12 protein-coding genes and 1 tRNA gene are annotated in these 14,651 nt (G+C 59.0%); 10 read left to right on the plus strand and 3 right to left on the minus strand.

The window, feature by feature from the left end; all coding sequences use genetic code 11:
• Positions 1–66 precede the first annotated feature (66 nt).
• Positions 67–2,019, plus strand: a complete 1,953-nt coding sequence (locus ACK9YZ_RS01960; protein ID WP_416065493.1) for an acetoacetate--CoA ligase — start codon at positions 67–69, stop codon at positions 2,017–2,019.
• Positions 2,020–2,296: 277 nt separating this feature from the next.
• Here ACK9YZ_RS01960 and ACK9YZ_RS01965 read toward each other — a convergent pair whose 3' ends face one another.
• Complete coding sequence (locus tag ACK9YZ_RS01965) at positions 2,297–6,019, minus strand: ATP-binding protein (protein WP_416065494.1); 3,723 nt, start codon at positions 6,017–6,019, stop codon at positions 2,297–2,299.
• 213 nt (positions 6,020–6,232) lie between these two features.
• Between ACK9YZ_RS01965 and ACK9YZ_RS01970 the strand changes: the two genes are divergently transcribed.
• The 5 genes from ACK9YZ_RS01970 to ACK9YZ_RS01990 all read left to right on the plus strand — a co-directional run bounded on the left by ACK9YZ_RS01970 (position 6,233) and on the right by ACK9YZ_RS01990 (position 8,043).
• On the plus strand, positions 6,233–6,682 hold the full coding sequence (locus tag ACK9YZ_RS01970) for a phasin (RefSeq protein ID WP_037109051.1): 450 nt from the start codon (positions 6,233–6,235) through the stop codon (positions 6,680–6,682).
• 131 nt (positions 6,683–6,813) lie between these two features.
• Positions 6,814–6,890, plus strand: a tRNA-His gene (locus ACK9YZ_RS01975).
• Between the two features lie 224 nt (positions 6,891–7,114).
• The gene (locus ACK9YZ_RS01980) at positions 7,115–7,354 is read left to right on the plus strand and encodes a helix-turn-helix domain-containing protein (protein ID WP_183728749.1); all 240 of its coding nucleotides are present in this window, start codon (positions 7,115–7,117) and stop codon (positions 7,352–7,354) included.
• Between the two features lie 98 nt (positions 7,355–7,452).
• Positions 7,453–7,854 (plus strand): DUF4174 domain-containing protein, encoded by a 402-nt coding sequence (locus ACK9YZ_RS01985; protein WP_416065495.1) that lies wholly within the window; start codon positions 7,453–7,455, stop codon positions 7,852–7,854.
• Positions 7,855–7,884: 30 nt separating this feature from the next.
• Complete coding sequence (locus ACK9YZ_RS01990) at positions 7,885–8,043, plus strand: hypothetical protein (RefSeq protein WP_416065496.1); 159 nt, start codon at positions 7,885–7,887, stop codon at positions 8,041–8,043.
• A 59-nt stretch (positions 8,044–8,102) separates the two neighbouring features.
• Here ACK9YZ_RS01990 and ACK9YZ_RS01995 read toward each other — a convergent pair whose 3' ends face one another.
• Both ACK9YZ_RS01995 and ACK9YZ_RS02000 read right to left on the minus strand, forming a co-directional pair.
• On the minus strand, positions 8,103–8,984 hold the full coding sequence (locus ACK9YZ_RS01995; protein WP_416065497.1) for a LysR family transcriptional regulator: 882 nt from the start codon (positions 8,982–8,984) through the stop codon (positions 8,103–8,105).
• The gene (locus ACK9YZ_RS02000; RefSeq protein WP_416065498.1) at positions 8,981–9,295 is read right to left on the minus strand and encodes a putative quinol monooxygenase; all 315 of its coding nucleotides are present in this window, start codon (positions 9,293–9,295) and stop codon (positions 8,981–8,983) included. The genes ACK9YZ_RS01995 and ACK9YZ_RS02000 overlap by 4 nt, the downstream gene beginning before the upstream one ends.
• Positions 9,296–9,466: 171 nt before the next feature.
• Here ACK9YZ_RS02000 and ACK9YZ_RS02005 point away from each other — a divergent pair, with 171 nt between their 5' ends.
• The 4 genes from ACK9YZ_RS02005 (at position 9,467) to ACK9YZ_RS02020 (ending at position 14,647) form a co-directional block, all read left to right on the plus strand.
• Entirely contained in the window at positions 9,467–10,963 is a 1,497-nt protein-coding gene (locus tag ACK9YZ_RS02005; RefSeq protein WP_216757088.1) for a CoA-acylating methylmalonate-semialdehyde dehydrogenase, read from the plus strand.
• A gap of 170 nt (positions 10,964–11,133) precedes the next feature.
• Positions 11,134–11,613, plus strand: a complete 480-nt coding sequence (rirA, locus tag ACK9YZ_RS02010; RefSeq protein ID WP_416065499.1) for an iron-responsive transcriptional regulator RirA — start codon at positions 11,134–11,136, stop codon at positions 11,611–11,613.
• A gap of 347 nt (positions 11,614–11,960) precedes the next feature.
• Positions 11,961–13,556, plus strand: a complete 1,596-nt coding sequence (locus ACK9YZ_RS02015; protein ID WP_416065500.1) for an ABC transporter substrate-binding protein — start codon at positions 11,961–11,963, stop codon at positions 13,554–13,556.
• 86 nt (positions 13,557–13,642) lie between these two features.
• On the plus strand, positions 13,643–14,647 hold the full coding sequence (locus tag ACK9YZ_RS02020; RefSeq protein WP_216757091.1) for an ABC transporter permease subunit: 1,005 nt from the start codon (positions 13,643–13,645) through the stop codon (positions 14,645–14,647).
• Positions 14,648–14,651: the final 4 nt, after the last annotated feature.

Below are 14,651 nucleotides of genomic sequence, written 5' to 3' on the forward strand. Positions count from 1 at the left end.
GCGTCGCTGCACACTTTATAATGCAATGCAGCATGCTATAAGTTCCGCATTGGGGAGGAGGATTGAATGCAGGAAAATCAGCCGCTTTGGAAGCCCACGGAAGATGGGATCGAAAATAGCCCGATCCACGCCTTTATGCAGCACTGCAACCGGGACTTCGGTCTCGCCTTGAAAGGCTTTGAGGATCTGCATGCCTGGTCGATCGCAGATCGGGAGAGCTTCTGGTCGGCCTTGTGGAAGTTCTGTGGCGTGAAGGGAGAGCGCGGCGCGGATATTCTCGTGAATGGGAACCGCATGCTGGAAGCGCGCTTCTTTCCCGAGGCGCGCCTGAACTTCGCCGAAAACCTGCTGAGCGGAAGCGGGCCAGGCGATGCCATCGTTTTCCGCGGTGAGGACAAGGTCGAAGACCGCTGGTCGTGGGATCGCCTGCGCGCGCTTGTATCACAGCTCCAGCAGGGCTTTCGCGCCCTCGGCATCGGCGAGGGCGACCGTGTTGCGGCCATGATGCCCAATATGCCGGAAACGATAGCTGCCATGCTCGCGGCAACCTCGATCGGCGCCATCTGGTCGTCCTGTTCGCCCGATTTCGGCGAGCAGGGCGTGCTGGACCGCTTCGGCCAGATCGCGCCGAAGCTTTTCATCGCCTGCGATGCCTATTGGTATAACGGCAAGCTGCAGGACGTGAAGTCGAAGGTGGCTAACGTTGCAAAGAGCCTCGGTGTGCCGACCATTGTCGTTCACTATGCCGGCGATGCCGGAGAGGTCGCGCGCGAAACCGCCGGTGGCAAGACGCTTGCCGAATTCATCGCTCCCTACGAGCCGAAGCAGATCGACTTCGTCCAGCTGCCCTTCGCCCATCCGGCCTATATCCTGTTTTCCTCAGGCACGACAGGCGTACCGAAATGCATCGTGCATTCGGCCGGCGGCACACTTCTTCAGCATCTGAAGGAGCATCGCCTTCACTGCGGGCTGCAGCCGGGGGACAAGCTCTTCTACTTCACCACCTGCGGCTGGATGATGTGGAACTGGCTTGCAAGCGGCCTTGCCTCCGGCGCCACGCTCTGCCTTTTCGACGGATCGCCTTTCGCGCCTGATGGCAATGTGCTCTTCGACTATGCGGCCGCGGAGAAATTCGCGATTTTCGGGACCTCGGCCAAATATATCGACGCCGTGCGCAAGAGCGGACTGACGCCGCGCACGAGCCATGATCTGTCGAGCTTGCGGCTGATCACGTCCACCGGTTCGCCGCTGTCGCCTGAAGGTTTCGCCTTCGTCTACGAGGGTATCAAGGAAGATGTCCAACTTGCCTCGATTTCCGGCGGCACGGATATCGTGTCCTGCTTCGTGCTCGGCAATCCCCTGCAGCCCGTCTGGCGCGGTGAGATCCAGGGAGCTGGCCTCGGCCTTGCCGTCGACGTCTGGAATGACGAAGGCAAGCCGGTCCGTCAGGAAAAGGGCGAGCTGGTCTGCACCAAGGCCTTCCCGTCAATGCCGGTCATGTTCTGGAACGATCCTGATGGCGCCAAGTATCGCGCCGCCTATTTCGAGCGCTTCGACAATGTCTGGTGCCACGGCGATTTTGCTGAATGGACCGAACATGGCGGCCTGATCATTCACGGCCGTTCGGATGCGACGCTCAATCCAGGCGGCGTGCGCATCGGCACGGCGGAAATCTACAATCAGGTCGAGCAGATGGGTGAAGTCGCCGAAGCGCTCTGCATCGGTCAGGACTGGGATGACGACGTGCGCGTCGTGCTCTTCGTCCGCCTGGCGCCCGGCGTCACGCTCACCGAGGACCTGGTGAAGGCGATCAAGACCCGCATTCGCGTCGGCGCCTCTCCCCGCCACGTGCCTGCTAAGATCATTGCGGTTGCCGATATCCCGCGCACCAAGTCCGGCAAGATCGTCGAACTTGCCGTGCGCGAGGTCGTTCATGGCCGGCCAGTGAAAAATCAGGAGGCGCTCGCAAACCCCGAGGCGCTGAAGCTTTTTGCCGGGCTGGAAGAGCTGAAGGTTTGACAGAGGACGCTAAACTACAAGCTTTTGCCGTTGATCAATTCTGTCTCTTGGAAACCTTTCGTTAAGAAAGGTTTGTCAAAGGTGAAGCCAACTTGGAGACCATACATGAAGAGATGGTCTGGAACTGCGGTTCCCGAAACATGACGTTCTCAGACTAAGCTCTTGTTTTACCAGCACCAACTCTCGAAGGCAGCCACTGGCTGCCTTTTCTTTGGCGAGCAATTCCGGCAAAAATGTCCAGCGGTTTTGCGTCCGGAAGCGCCTGGAAACAAATGCCTTAGCCAGCAAGCACCCGCTGTGACGGAAAAGTGATCTCCACCAGCGTGCCCTCGTTCGGTGCCGAATTGATCGAGAAGATCGCCCTGTTGGCGTCGACCATCGCCTTGGTCAGCGGCAGGCCAAGACCGGTGCCGTCGCCGCGATGGCGTGACTGCGTGGACGACACCTGGCGGAATGGTTTCATCGCCTGGTCGAGCTCGCTGCGCGTCATGCCAATGCCGGTATCCCGCACCCGCATCGCCACGCTGCCGTTCGCCTCATAGGAGGTGGAAACGACGATTTGCCCGCCCGACGGCGTGAAGCGGATGGCGTTCGACAGGATGTTCAGTGCGATCTGCTTGATCGAACGCAAGTCGGCAACGACATCGGGCACCGACTGCGACAGGGCAGTGCGGATGATGACACGCTGGCTGTTGGCCTGCGGCTGCACCAGTGCAACCGCTTCCGAGATCGCCTCGTTGAGGCCGACGGAGGCGAAGTCGAGATCCATCTCGCCCGCCTCGATCTTGGAAATATCGAGGAGGTCGTTGACGATATCGAGAACATGCCGTCCGGAACGGCCGATGTCGTTTGCATATTCGATATAGCGCGGATGGCCGATCGGCCCGAAGCGTTCGCTCGCCATCATATCCGAAAAGCCGATGATGGCGTTGAGCGGCGTGCGGATCTCATGGCTGACACGCGCAAGGAAATCAGTCTTATGCGCGTTGGCGGTTTCAGCCGCACCCTTGGCGTTGCGCAATTCGTCTTCGGTGCGCTTCCACTGGGTGATGTCGCGGATGACAGCGCAATAGCCGTTGGATGACGTCAGGCGGCCCATGGTCATGAACAGCGGCACGAAACCGCCGGCAGCCTCGCGGCCGATCACCTCGCGTCCGTCGTTCAGCACGCTTGCCACACCATGACCGGAAAGCCCATGCAGATAGTCGAGCACCGCCTTCTGGCTCTCATGGGCAAACAGCATGACGAAGGGTTTGCCGCGCGTTTCCTGTTCGTCGTAGTTGAAGAGGGCGCTTGCCGAGCGGTTCATCGAGCGGATATCGCCTTCCGTGCCGATGACGACGACACCATCGGTTGCCGTCTCCAGAATCGAGCGCAATTCCTCCACCTCGACCTGCAGCTTGGCGACCTTTTCCACCATCCGGTCGGAGCGCTGGTCGAGCCGGATAACCTCGCCTCGGCCTTCTTCCCGGTTTTCGACTGGCATCAGCGCCAGCATGAGGGCATTGGAATCTTCCCAGCGAACCGATTGCAGGCGGGCCGTGACCGGCACAAGCCTGTCGTCGGCTTTGACGAGCATCATCGTGCCCGAACCGTTTTCGAGGTCGTGGCGCTGCAGCAATGCATCGATGCCGCCGACTTCGGAGAGGGCCTCGACGGAATCGTAGCCCGTCAGCCGCAGGAATTCCGGATTGCCATGGATCAGCTGATCGCCGGCATGGATCAGCACGGCAACAGGCAGCAGATCGACGGTCGCAGCCGAGAGCCCGTCCGTCATCTTCACGCGCGGCGGAATGAAACTGGTCAGAACCTCGATCTGGCTGACCGTCTCCTGCAGACCCTCGGTTACGTCGTCTTCGGCTAGGGGGATCTCCCCGGCCTTTGCATCAGCCTCCTCCGCGACCTCGAAAATCGTCTCTTGGGGAACTGTCTGCTCGGCGACAGGCGTTTCGGCAACGGTCTCTTCCGCGACCGGCGGCTTCTCGACATCAGATTCCGTCTGCGATGTGGCCGGCTCTTCGCCGCGCGCACCGAAGGCTTCGAGGCGTTTGGCGATCTCGCGGAAATTCGCCTGCTCGGCAGCCGTCAGGCCGTTGCCGGCGCCGTGAAGCTGCACGATCTTGTCGGTGGAGCGGCGGTTCGGCGTTTCGGAAATGCGAAGCGCCGGCGGTTCGTCCTGTGTGTCGCGCGGCTGCAGTTCTTCCTGCTGTTCAGCGACATCGGGCTCGAAGGCGGACTGCTCTTCGGCGACAGGTTCCGGAGCTATCGTCTCTTCCGGAACGGTTACTTCCGTCGCCGCTTTCACTTCCGACACGGTGTCGTCTTCGACATCCGGCTCCGGATTCACCGCTTCTTCGGCCTGCGGCGCAGCTTCAGTCTGCTCCTCCGGCTGTTCAGGCGGTCTCTGTGCCATTTCTTCCGGAGCGGTTTCATTGGCCGGGCCGAGATAGGAGGCATCGTGGCCGATGCCGTCAGGTCCGAGCGTCAGGCCGAGAGCAAGGGGATCTTCCTGGGCGTCCGACAGGCGCACCACGCCGAAGCCGCGGAAACCATCGAAGTCGCGGTTGCGCGTATAGGTCGGCAGGGCGGCCAGATCGACGGGTACGACGAGGCTTGTACCCTCGATCGGCCAGTAGATCGTCTTTCCGGACCAGGTATCGCGCCGCGCTAAGGCCTCGGAAAGCTTGGCTTCCGGATCGAGGTTGAAGAGGGCGGCGACATCGGAAAAAGCGCTGCCGATGATGTTACTCGCGTGCGGGCCGACGGCCTCGGCAAATTCATGAGAAACTTCGCTGAAGCGGCCTTCCGCGTCGATCTTCCAGACGAAGCGGGTGGCACGGCTGTTCGGTTTGAAGACGAAGCTGCTCTTCCTCGGGGCGGCTGCAGACTCTCCGGGCGCGACAGGAGTTGCCGCGAAGTTTTCGGCGGCGGAGGCGGCCGGCTGCTCCACCTGTTCGTCGACCGAAGCCCCTGCGTTTGCCTCTACGGTTTCTTCCTCGGCAACAGACGCTTCGGTCGGCTGCTCGACTTGCTCGCTGGCGCCCTCGACGACGACTGCTTCTGGTTCGGAAATGCTCTGATTTGCCGGCTGCTCGGACTGGGCTTCGACTGGTTCGCTCACCTCAACGGTGTCCCCGGTCTCGCCGGTGATCTCCTCCAGCGTCTCCTCAACCTCTTCAATGCCGGAGACTGCGTCGATGGCCTCCGCTTCCGTAAAGCCTGCCACAGGTGCTGCAACATCAGGAATTTCACGCGCTGCGGCTTCTGCTGGCGCAGTTTCCTGCGGCGCAGTCTCTTCAGTATTGGCAGAGGGTTCGATCGGGTCGAGGTGACCGATCGCCGTTTCGACCGCGAAGAGAAGATGGAGTGCCGGATCGTCGTGGAGTTTACCAACGGCAGCCGGCAAATAACCACGGCCGGTCGCAACCGGGCGCTTCACCAGGCGGTCCGGTTGGGCGCCGGCAAGCCTGATGAGTGTCCTTGCCGCCTGCTGTGTGATGCCGAGCGAGGCAAAACTTGGCGAAGCGGCAATGACTTCGCCTTCCGCTCCGATCACGGCCATATGCGTATCCGGGTCATCGAGGCCCTGAAGCATCTGCGCAGCACTTGCGCCGGCCGTCAGCGAGTGCGCGGAGACCGGAACGGAAAACAGGATGGCCTTCTCGCCTGAAGCGAGACGGATGAGCTCCGATGACGCCGGCGCCTGAACGCGCTGGAAGCCCTTGGCGATGCGGATGATGAAGGTTTTCTGGTCGCCGACCTCGCCAAGCTGGCGGGCAGCCGCCTCGAGCTGGCGGAAGGTGATGTCGGCATGGCCGACGCCCTGATCGAGCAGGTCATAAACCTCTGCATGGCCAAACAGCTCGGCGCCGGCACCATTCGCCCAGAGCAAACGTGTGAGATCTGCAGAGAAAAGCACCATGGCCTCGCCACGCGAGAATCGTTCACGCACCCGCGCATGCACAGCAATGTCGATGAACGGATACTGGACTGCGGGCATGATCGAACCTGTCGCTTTCGGCCTCTTGAAATTAACTGCTTATTAATAACTGCAGGTCTGCGACCGGTCCAGAAGAGTGGAGAGCTTTCGGCCGGCAAGGTTAACGTATTGTGCAGTGCACAATGATGTTGCAATGCACAATAAGATGCGCTATATAAGACTTATCCAATTTATCGCGGCAGGAGATCTGCCCATCTCAAAGGACGCTATCCGATGGCTACCATAAAGACCGACGACGTTTTTTCAATTGCCTCTTTCGACCCGAGCAAGCTGGCTGAGTCCTTCCGTGACTTCGCCGAAAAGGGTGCTCAGCAGTCCAAGGAAGCTTATGCCAAGCTGAAGTCTGCAGGCGAAGAAGCCGGCAAGACGCTGGAAGCTACGGTGCAGACCGCGCAGGCCGGCAGCGTTGAAATCGGCCTCAAGGCGATCGACGCGCTCCGCGTCAATGCAGAAAGCTCGCTCTCCCACATGGAAGCGCTTCTCGGTGTTAAGTCCGTCGCCGAGTTCTTTGAACTGCAGACCTCTTTTCTGCGCAAGCAGGCTGAACTGACCGTCGAACAGGCGAAGTCGCTGCAGGAAACCACCAAGCAGGTTGCCGAGAAGGTTGCAAAGCCTTCCAAGGAAGCTGCTGAAAAGGCCATGGCATCCTTCAAGGTTGCCTGATCTCCTATGCTCGGTACGCAACAAAGGCTGGACTGCGCGTTCAGCCTTTTTGTATACTGAGTGCAAATCGGGGCTTGAATTAAAGTTCAAGTCCTCGTATGTGACCCCCGTCGCGCCGAGCGCGGCATTGTGCGGTTGTAGCTCAGTTGGTTAGAGCGCAGGTTTGTGGCACCTGAGGTCGGAGGTTCGAGACCCCCCAACCGTACCATTCTCTCCCATAAGTTGGTTTTCCTCTTCGGCAATGCACGGCATCGGCGCTTTTTGATGCCAAAATGATGCCTGCTCGCATTTTGCTATTGCCGTTAACATTCGTTTACCTATTTATGTGCGGTGCGATGCAGCAATTGCCCAATGTTTTCGTTGCATTGCGAAATGCTGGCGGCCTGCCGCCTGGGGGTAGGGACAATCCACCGAGGCATTAAGGAGAATTTGATGTCCATTTCTGTTCAGAACATAGAGGAATCGACCGCTGTTTCCCCGATCGACGTGGCAGCTGCGGTTAAGGGCGCGCGCAGTGCGGTTGGCTACAGCATTGAAGATCTCGCAGTGACCTGCGGTCTGGCCAATGGCGAAATCCTTGAAATCGAAAATGGCGAAAGTGCCGATCCAGCAAAGCTGAGGCGTATTGCTGCGGCCCTGCAGGTTCCGATTTCCGCCTTTCTGCATATCTGACGAGGCGACAGGGCCGATCGGCATTTTCTGATCGGCCGTCGTCCCCTTTTTACGGGACATGGTTGGAACTCTTGCGCCTGCCGCGCCGTTCAACGTGTATGTCCAAGACCCTTCTCTACGGCGCGACGAAGATCGATGAGACGAATGCCGTCTATGCGGCTGTCGCAAGTCTCGAACAGTTCCAATGTAAGAGCCGCGTCTTCATTGTGATTGCCGATCGGGACAATTCCCGCGCCGCTCTTGAGGAGCGGGATATGGTTATTCTCAGGTTTGCCGGATCGAGCATAAAGCCGCTCTTCGGAAGCGGCGATGAACTGGACGGCAAGGCGATCCGACAAGAGCTGGACGCGCCGGACACGGGCGAATTTGCCCCCTTCCTGCTTGGCAAGGATGGCACCGTGAAGCTGAAGGCCAGCGAGCCAATCAGTGCAGGCGAACTTTTCGCCATCATCGACAGCATGCCGGTGCGCGCTGCCGAAGCCATCAGGCAAGACCAGTAATTCAATATTGCACTCGTAAAGGAGCCGGTCATGTCCGTCCCGAACGAACCTATCCCCGACCAGCCGCCGATGCCCCCGCCAGGCTGGAAACCGGAGCCGCCGATCAAGGAGCCGGAACCTGATCGCCTGCCGGATGAAACGCCGCTTCCCAATCCTGATGAGAACGAGGAACCGGCAAGACATCTCTAAAGCAATTCCAGCAAAAGTGTGCAGCGGTTTTGGGTCCGGAATTGCGTAAAACATATGTGCTAAAGGAAGATCTGTCTTTCCTCATCGACGAGTTCCCGAAGGAAATCGATGACGCTGTGCACGCGCACCAGGTCGCGGGCGCTTTCGTGGTAGGTCGTCCAATAGGCGCGGCGAATGGACACCTGCGGCAGGATGCGCACCAGTTCCTGGTATTGCCGGGCGATATAGTCGTGCAGGATACCGATGCCGGCGCCGGAGCGTACGGCCTCGGTCTGGCCGATCGCCGTCGAGATTTCGAAACCCGCATCCCAGCTGCGCATCACCTCGCCAGAGAAATTCAGGGAAGCAGTGAAGATCAGGTCTTCCACGTAGCCAATGCGCGGATGGGCCTTCAAGGCGTCGATATCCTCGGGCTTTCCATGCCGCGCCAGGTAATCCCCCGATGCGTAGAGGCCGAGCGTATAGTCGGTGAGCTTGGACGAGACGAGCCGTCCCTGTTCCGGCCGTTCCAGCGTGATGGCGATATCCGCCTCACGCTGCGACAGCGAGAAGGAGCGCGGTACCGGCACGAGCTGGATCTTCAATTCCGGATGGCGCTCGATCAGCCGGCCCATGCGCGGCGCAAGAAAGGAGACTCCGAACCCATCGGGTGCGCCGACGCGCACCGTTCCGGCAATGGCCGTATCCGTTTGGCCGAGATTGGCCTGCGCGGCGAGCATTTCCGTTTCCATCCGTTCTGCCGACGCAAGAAAGACTGCGCCTTCGGCGGTGAGTTCGCAGCCATTCGTCCGGCGGATGAAAAGCCGCGTCTTCAGCGCCTCTTCCAGTGACGTCAGCCGGCGCGAGAGCGTGGCGTGATTAAGCCCCAGCCTCTTCGACGCAGCGAGGATCTGCCCGGTGCGGGCAACCGCCAGGAAAATGCGGACGTCATCCCAGTTCATAGCTTTGAATGCATCGCAATCGGATCGACGTCGATGAGGGTCAGTGATGTCACCATGCCTGATGTTTCGTTTTTATATTTGAGGAAATGCGGTGTCTGCAGATGAGTTTCATATGCTTCCTTATTGGCATAGACTTCGAGAATGCGGATCCTGTTCGGATGATCCCTGATGGAGACGGCATTCAGCGAAAGGACACCGTCTTCCAGCCTGATGGATGCTTCGATTTCCTCGGTCAGCAGCGCGCGATAAGTTTCGATCGTGCCCGGATCGATCTCCAGTTCCGCCATCCTGACGACAGGTTTCCCGCTCATCGATTTGACCTCCCTTTGACTTGTCCGCGTGCCGTTTTAGTTTTGATGCAGGAGCGCAGGTTATCGCGGCAGAACTATAATATACGCACAACGGTTGCTTATTCCAGCGCATTGATTTGTGCAAATTGAAGTGCGATGGTTGAGCCATTCAAAAGATCAGGAGGAACACCCATGCGTGAGATTGGTCATTTCATCGGCGGCAAGAAGGTTGCAGGCACCAGCGGCCGCACCAGCGATGTCTTCAACCCGGCGACCGGAGAAGTGCAGGCAAAGGTCGCGCTCGCAAGCGTCGAGGAACTGCGCGCCGCTGTCGAAAACGCCAAGGCGGCGCAGCCGAAGTGGGCGGCCACCAACCCGCAGCGCCGCGCCCGCGTCTTCTTCAAGTTCGTCGATCTCCTGAACCAGCACATGGATGAGCTTGCGACGCTGCTTTCCAGCGAGCATGGCAAGACGGTCGAGGATTCCAAGGGCGATGTCATCCGCGGCCTCGAAGTCTGCGAATTCGTCTGCGGCATCCCGCATCTTGCCAAGGGTGAGTTTACCGAGGGTGCCGGCCCGGCCATCGATATGTATTCTATCCGTCAGCCGGTCGGTATCGGCGCCGGCATCACGCCCTTCAACTTCCCGGGCATGATCCCGATGTGGATGTTTGCCCCTGCAATCGCCTGCGGCAACGCTTTCATCCTCAAGCCTTCCGAGCGCGATCCGTCTCTGCCGATCCGTCTTGCCGAACTGATGATCGAGGCCGGTCTGCCGGCTGGCATCCTCAATGTCGTCAACGGCGACAAGACCGCCGTCGATGCGATCCTCACTGATCCCGATATCGGCGCTGTCTCCTTCGTTGGCTCCACGCCGATTGCCCGCTACGTCTACGGCACGGCTGCCATGAACGGCAAGCGCGCCCAGTGCTTCGGCGGCGCCAAGAACCACATGATCATCATGCCCGATGCCGATATGGACCAGGCCGTCAACGCCCTTATGGGTGCGGGCTACGGTTCGGCTGGCGAGCGCTGCATGGCTGTCTCGGTTGCCGTGCCGGTCGGCGAGGAAACCGCTAACCGTCTCGTCGAGAAGCTGGTACCGAAGATCGAATCCCTGCGCATCGGTCCTTACACCGACGACAAGGCAGACATGGGTCCTGTGGTCACCAAGGACGCCTATAACCGCATTCAGGGCCTGATCAACAAGGGCATCGAAGAAGGCGCCAAGCTCGTCGTCGACGGCCGCGATTTCAAGCTTCAGGGTTATGAGGACGGCTATTTCGTCGGCGGCTGCCTGTTCGATCACGTCACGCCGGAGATGGAAATCTACAAGACCGAGATCTTCGGGCCGGTCCTGTCGGTTGTTCGCGCCCATAATTATGAGGAAGCGCTCTCCCTGCCGATGAAGCATGAATATGGCAATGGTGTTGCGATCTTCACCCGTGACGGCGACGCCGCCCGCGACTTCGCCTCCCGCATCAATATCGGCATGATCGGCATCAATGTTCCGATCCCGGTGCCGCTCGCCTACCATTCCTTTGGCGGCTGGAAAGCCTCGAGCTTCGGCGACCTCAACCAGCATGGCACTGACGCCATCAAGTTCTGGACCCGGACCAAGACCATTACCGCGCGCTGGCCGTCCGGCATCAAGGGCGGCGCCGAATTCGTCATGCCGACGATGAAGTGATCCGAATAACCTTCCCCATTGTGGAAACGGGCCTGAGAAGGGCCCGTTTTCGTTTTAAATGCTGCGGCGAGCAGTCGCGGGAAACGTGAATGTGAATTTCATATTTTGGAATTGTTCAAAACTGCGAAAGCCACTATATACGCTTTGTAAAGACGATTCAGGAGATTGGCATGCGGTTGACGAAGCAGACCAACTATGCGGTTCGCATGTTGATGTATTGTGCAGCCAATGAAGGACATTTGAGCCGGATTCCGGAAATTGCCAGGGCATACGGAGTTTCCGAGCTCTTCCTTTTCAAGATTTTGCAGCCGCTCAACAAGGCGGGCCTTGTCGAAACCGTGCGCGGCCGCAATGGCGGTGTGCGCCTTGGCAAGCCAGCTACAGATATCAGCCTCTTCGACGTGGTGAGGGTTACCGAAGACAGCTTCGCCATGGCGGAGTGTTTTGAAGACGGCGCGAACGAGTGCCCGCTGGTTGACAGCTGCGGCCTGAACTCGGCATTGCGCAAGGCGTTGAATGCTTTCTTCGATGTGCTGACCGAATATTCGATCGACGACCTGGTCAAGGCGCGGCCGCAGATCAATTTCCTGCTCGGCCTTACCGGCGACCACGATTATCGCAAGCCCGCTGTTCCGGCACCGGCCGCCTGATATCGGAATGCTCTGATAGCCTCGTAGGCCACGGTCATTTTCGATGGCCGTGGTTTTTCATAGGTGCCCACGTGTGCTGATATATCAGAGGGCCTTGAAACCGTTTTCAAGGTCGTTTCATGGCGCGAAATTATACCAAAAGCGACGAGAATCGGATTAAATCTGCCTCAATCTTGCAAATTTTGGCCTATTTTTGACCGAAAATTTCTAAAATTGCTTTTCTGGAAAAATTTTCTGCGGATCCCGTTGCTTTCAGCAAATAAATATCGTTCCATCGGCCCGCTGATCGGGGTAATGAGCGCCCGATCTCTAAAGATCAAAAAAGAACAAACCTGGGAAACGACATCATGAAAAAGTTCTCTGTCCTGCTCGCAGCGACAGCCCTGGCTTCGGTCATGGCTACCGCCGCGTATTCCAAGACGCTTGTCTATTGCGCCGAAGGATCGCCGGAAGGCTTCGATCCGAGCCTTTACACGGCAGGCACGACCTTCGACGCGTCTTCGCGTACGGTCTATAGCCGCCTCGTTGAATTCAAGCACGGTGGTACGGAGATCGAGCCGGGTGTCGCCGACAGTTGGACGGTTTCTCCCGACGGCAAGGAATACACCTTCAAGCTGCATCCCGGCGTGAAGTTCCAGACGACCGACTTCTTCACCCCCTCGCGTGATCTCACCGCCGACGACGTTGTTTTCTCGTTCGAGCGCCAGATCAAGTCGGACAATCCGTGGAACAAATATGTCGAAGGCGGCTCCTATGAATATGCTGCCGGCATGGGCTTCCCTGACCTCATCAAGTCGGTCGAGAAAGTTGACGATCTGACCGTCAAGTTCACGCTGAACAATCCGGAAGCGCCGTTCTTGGCCGACCTCGCCATGGACTTCGCCTCCATCGTTTCCAAGGAATATGCCGACAAGCTCGCTGCTGACGGCAAGATGGCTCAGCTCAACCAGCAGCCGCTCGGCACCGGCCCGTTCACTTTCGTTGCCTACCAGACGGATGCCGTCATCCGCTACAAGGCGAACGAAAGCTACTTCAAGGGCAAGGAAAAGATCGACGATCTCGTTTTCGCGATCACCCCGGACGCCGCTGTCCGTGCCCAGAAGCTGAAGGCCGGCGAATGCCACCTCGTCCCGTATCCGAACGCTGCTGACGTTGCCGACCTCAAGAAGGATCCGAACCTCACGGTCATGGAACAGGCTGGCCTGAACGTCGGCTTCCTCGCCTACAACACCCAGCAGGCTCCGTTCGACAAGCCGGAAGTCCGCCGCGCACTGAACATGGCGATCAACAAGCAGGCGATCATCGACGCCGTCTTCCAGGGCGCCGCCCAGGTTGCCAAGAACCCGATCCCGCCGACCATGTGGTCCTATAACGACAAGATCCAGGACGACAAGTACGATCCGGAAGGTGCAAAGAAGGCTCTCGAAGCCGCTGGCGTCAAGGACCTGTCGATGAAGGTCTGGGCAATGCCGGTTTCGCGTCCGTACATGCTCAACGCTCGCCGCGCCGCTGAACTGATCCAGGCAGACTTTGCCAAGGTTGGCGTCAACGTCGAGATCGTCACCCATGAATGGGCCGAATACCTGAAGCTCTCCTCCGACGTGAAGCGAGATGGCGCCGTCATCCTCGGCTGGACGGGCGACAATGGCGACCCGGACAACTTCATGGACACGCTGCTCGGCTGCGACGCTGTCGGCGGTAACAACCGCGCTCAGTGGTGCAACAAGGACTACGACGCGCTGATGACGAAGGCCAAGGAAACGGCTGACGTTGCTGCCCGCACGAAATTCTACGAAGAAGCACAGGAAATCTTCAAGAAGGAAGCTCCCTGGGCTCCGCTCGACCACTCGCTGGTCTTCGTTCCGGTCAGCAAGAAGGTGTCGGGCTTCCACATGGACCCGCTCGGCATACATCGCTTCGACGGCGTTGATATCGCCGAATAAGAAAAATGATAAACTGCCCGGCTGAAACCGGGCTTGACCGGCGGTCAGGTTCCACCTGACCGCCGGAAACTATTGGACAACCTGCTATGTTGCGATTTTTCATCGGGCGCCTCGCGGTCCTGATACCGACCTTCCTAGGCGTTTCGCTCATTGCCTTCTCGTTCATCCGCCTGCTTCCCGGCGATCCCGTCATGCTGTTGTCGGGCGAACGAACGATGGCACCCGAACGTCACGCCCAGATCATGCATGATCTCGGTTTCGACCGGCCCATGTATGTGCAGTATTTCGATTATCTCGGCAAAGTGCTGCACGGCGATCTCGGCACCTCGATCGTCACCAAGCGCCCCGTTCTCGGCGAATTCTTCACGCTTTTCCCGGCAACGCTTGAGCTTTCGCTCTGCGCCATCCTCTTGGCAATCCTTCTCGGCGTGCCGGCCGGCGTCTTCGCTGCCGTCAAGCGCGGAACCTGGTTCGATCAGAGCGTGATGGGCGTCGCCCTGATCGGCTACTCGATGCCGATTTTCTGGTGGGGCCTGCTGCTCATCATCTTCTTCTCCGGCTATCTTGGCTGGACGCCCGTTTCCGGCCGCATCTCGCTGATGTATTTCTTCAAGCCGGTCACCGGCCTCATGCTGATCGACAGTCTTCTCTCCGGCCAGAAGGGCGCCTTCGCCTCGGCCGTCAGCTATCTCATCCTGCCGACCGTGGTGCTCGCCACCATTCCGCTTGCCGTCATCGCCCGCCAGACGCGCTCGGCCATGCTCGAAGTGCTTGGCGAGGACTATGTGCGCACGGCCCGCTCCAAGGGTCTCTCACCACTGCGCGTCGTCGGCGTTCATGCGCTCAGAAACGCCATGATCCCGGTCATCACCACGATCGGCCTGCAGGTCGGCGTGTTGCTCGCAGGCGCCATTCTTACCGAAACGATCTTCTCCTGGCCGGGTATCGGCAAGTGGATGGTCGATGCGGTCTTCAAGCGCGACTATGCAGTCGTACAGGGCGGTCTTCTCCTGATCGCCGGCATTATCATGCTGGTGAATCTGATCGTCGACCTGACCTACGGCTTCATCAATCCGCGTATCAGGCACTAGGAGC

The organism is Rhizobium sp. ZK1 (assembly GCF_047782645.1).
Taxonomy (GTDB): domain Bacteria; phylum Pseudomonadota; class Alphaproteobacteria; order Rhizobiales; family Rhizobiaceae; genus Rhizobium.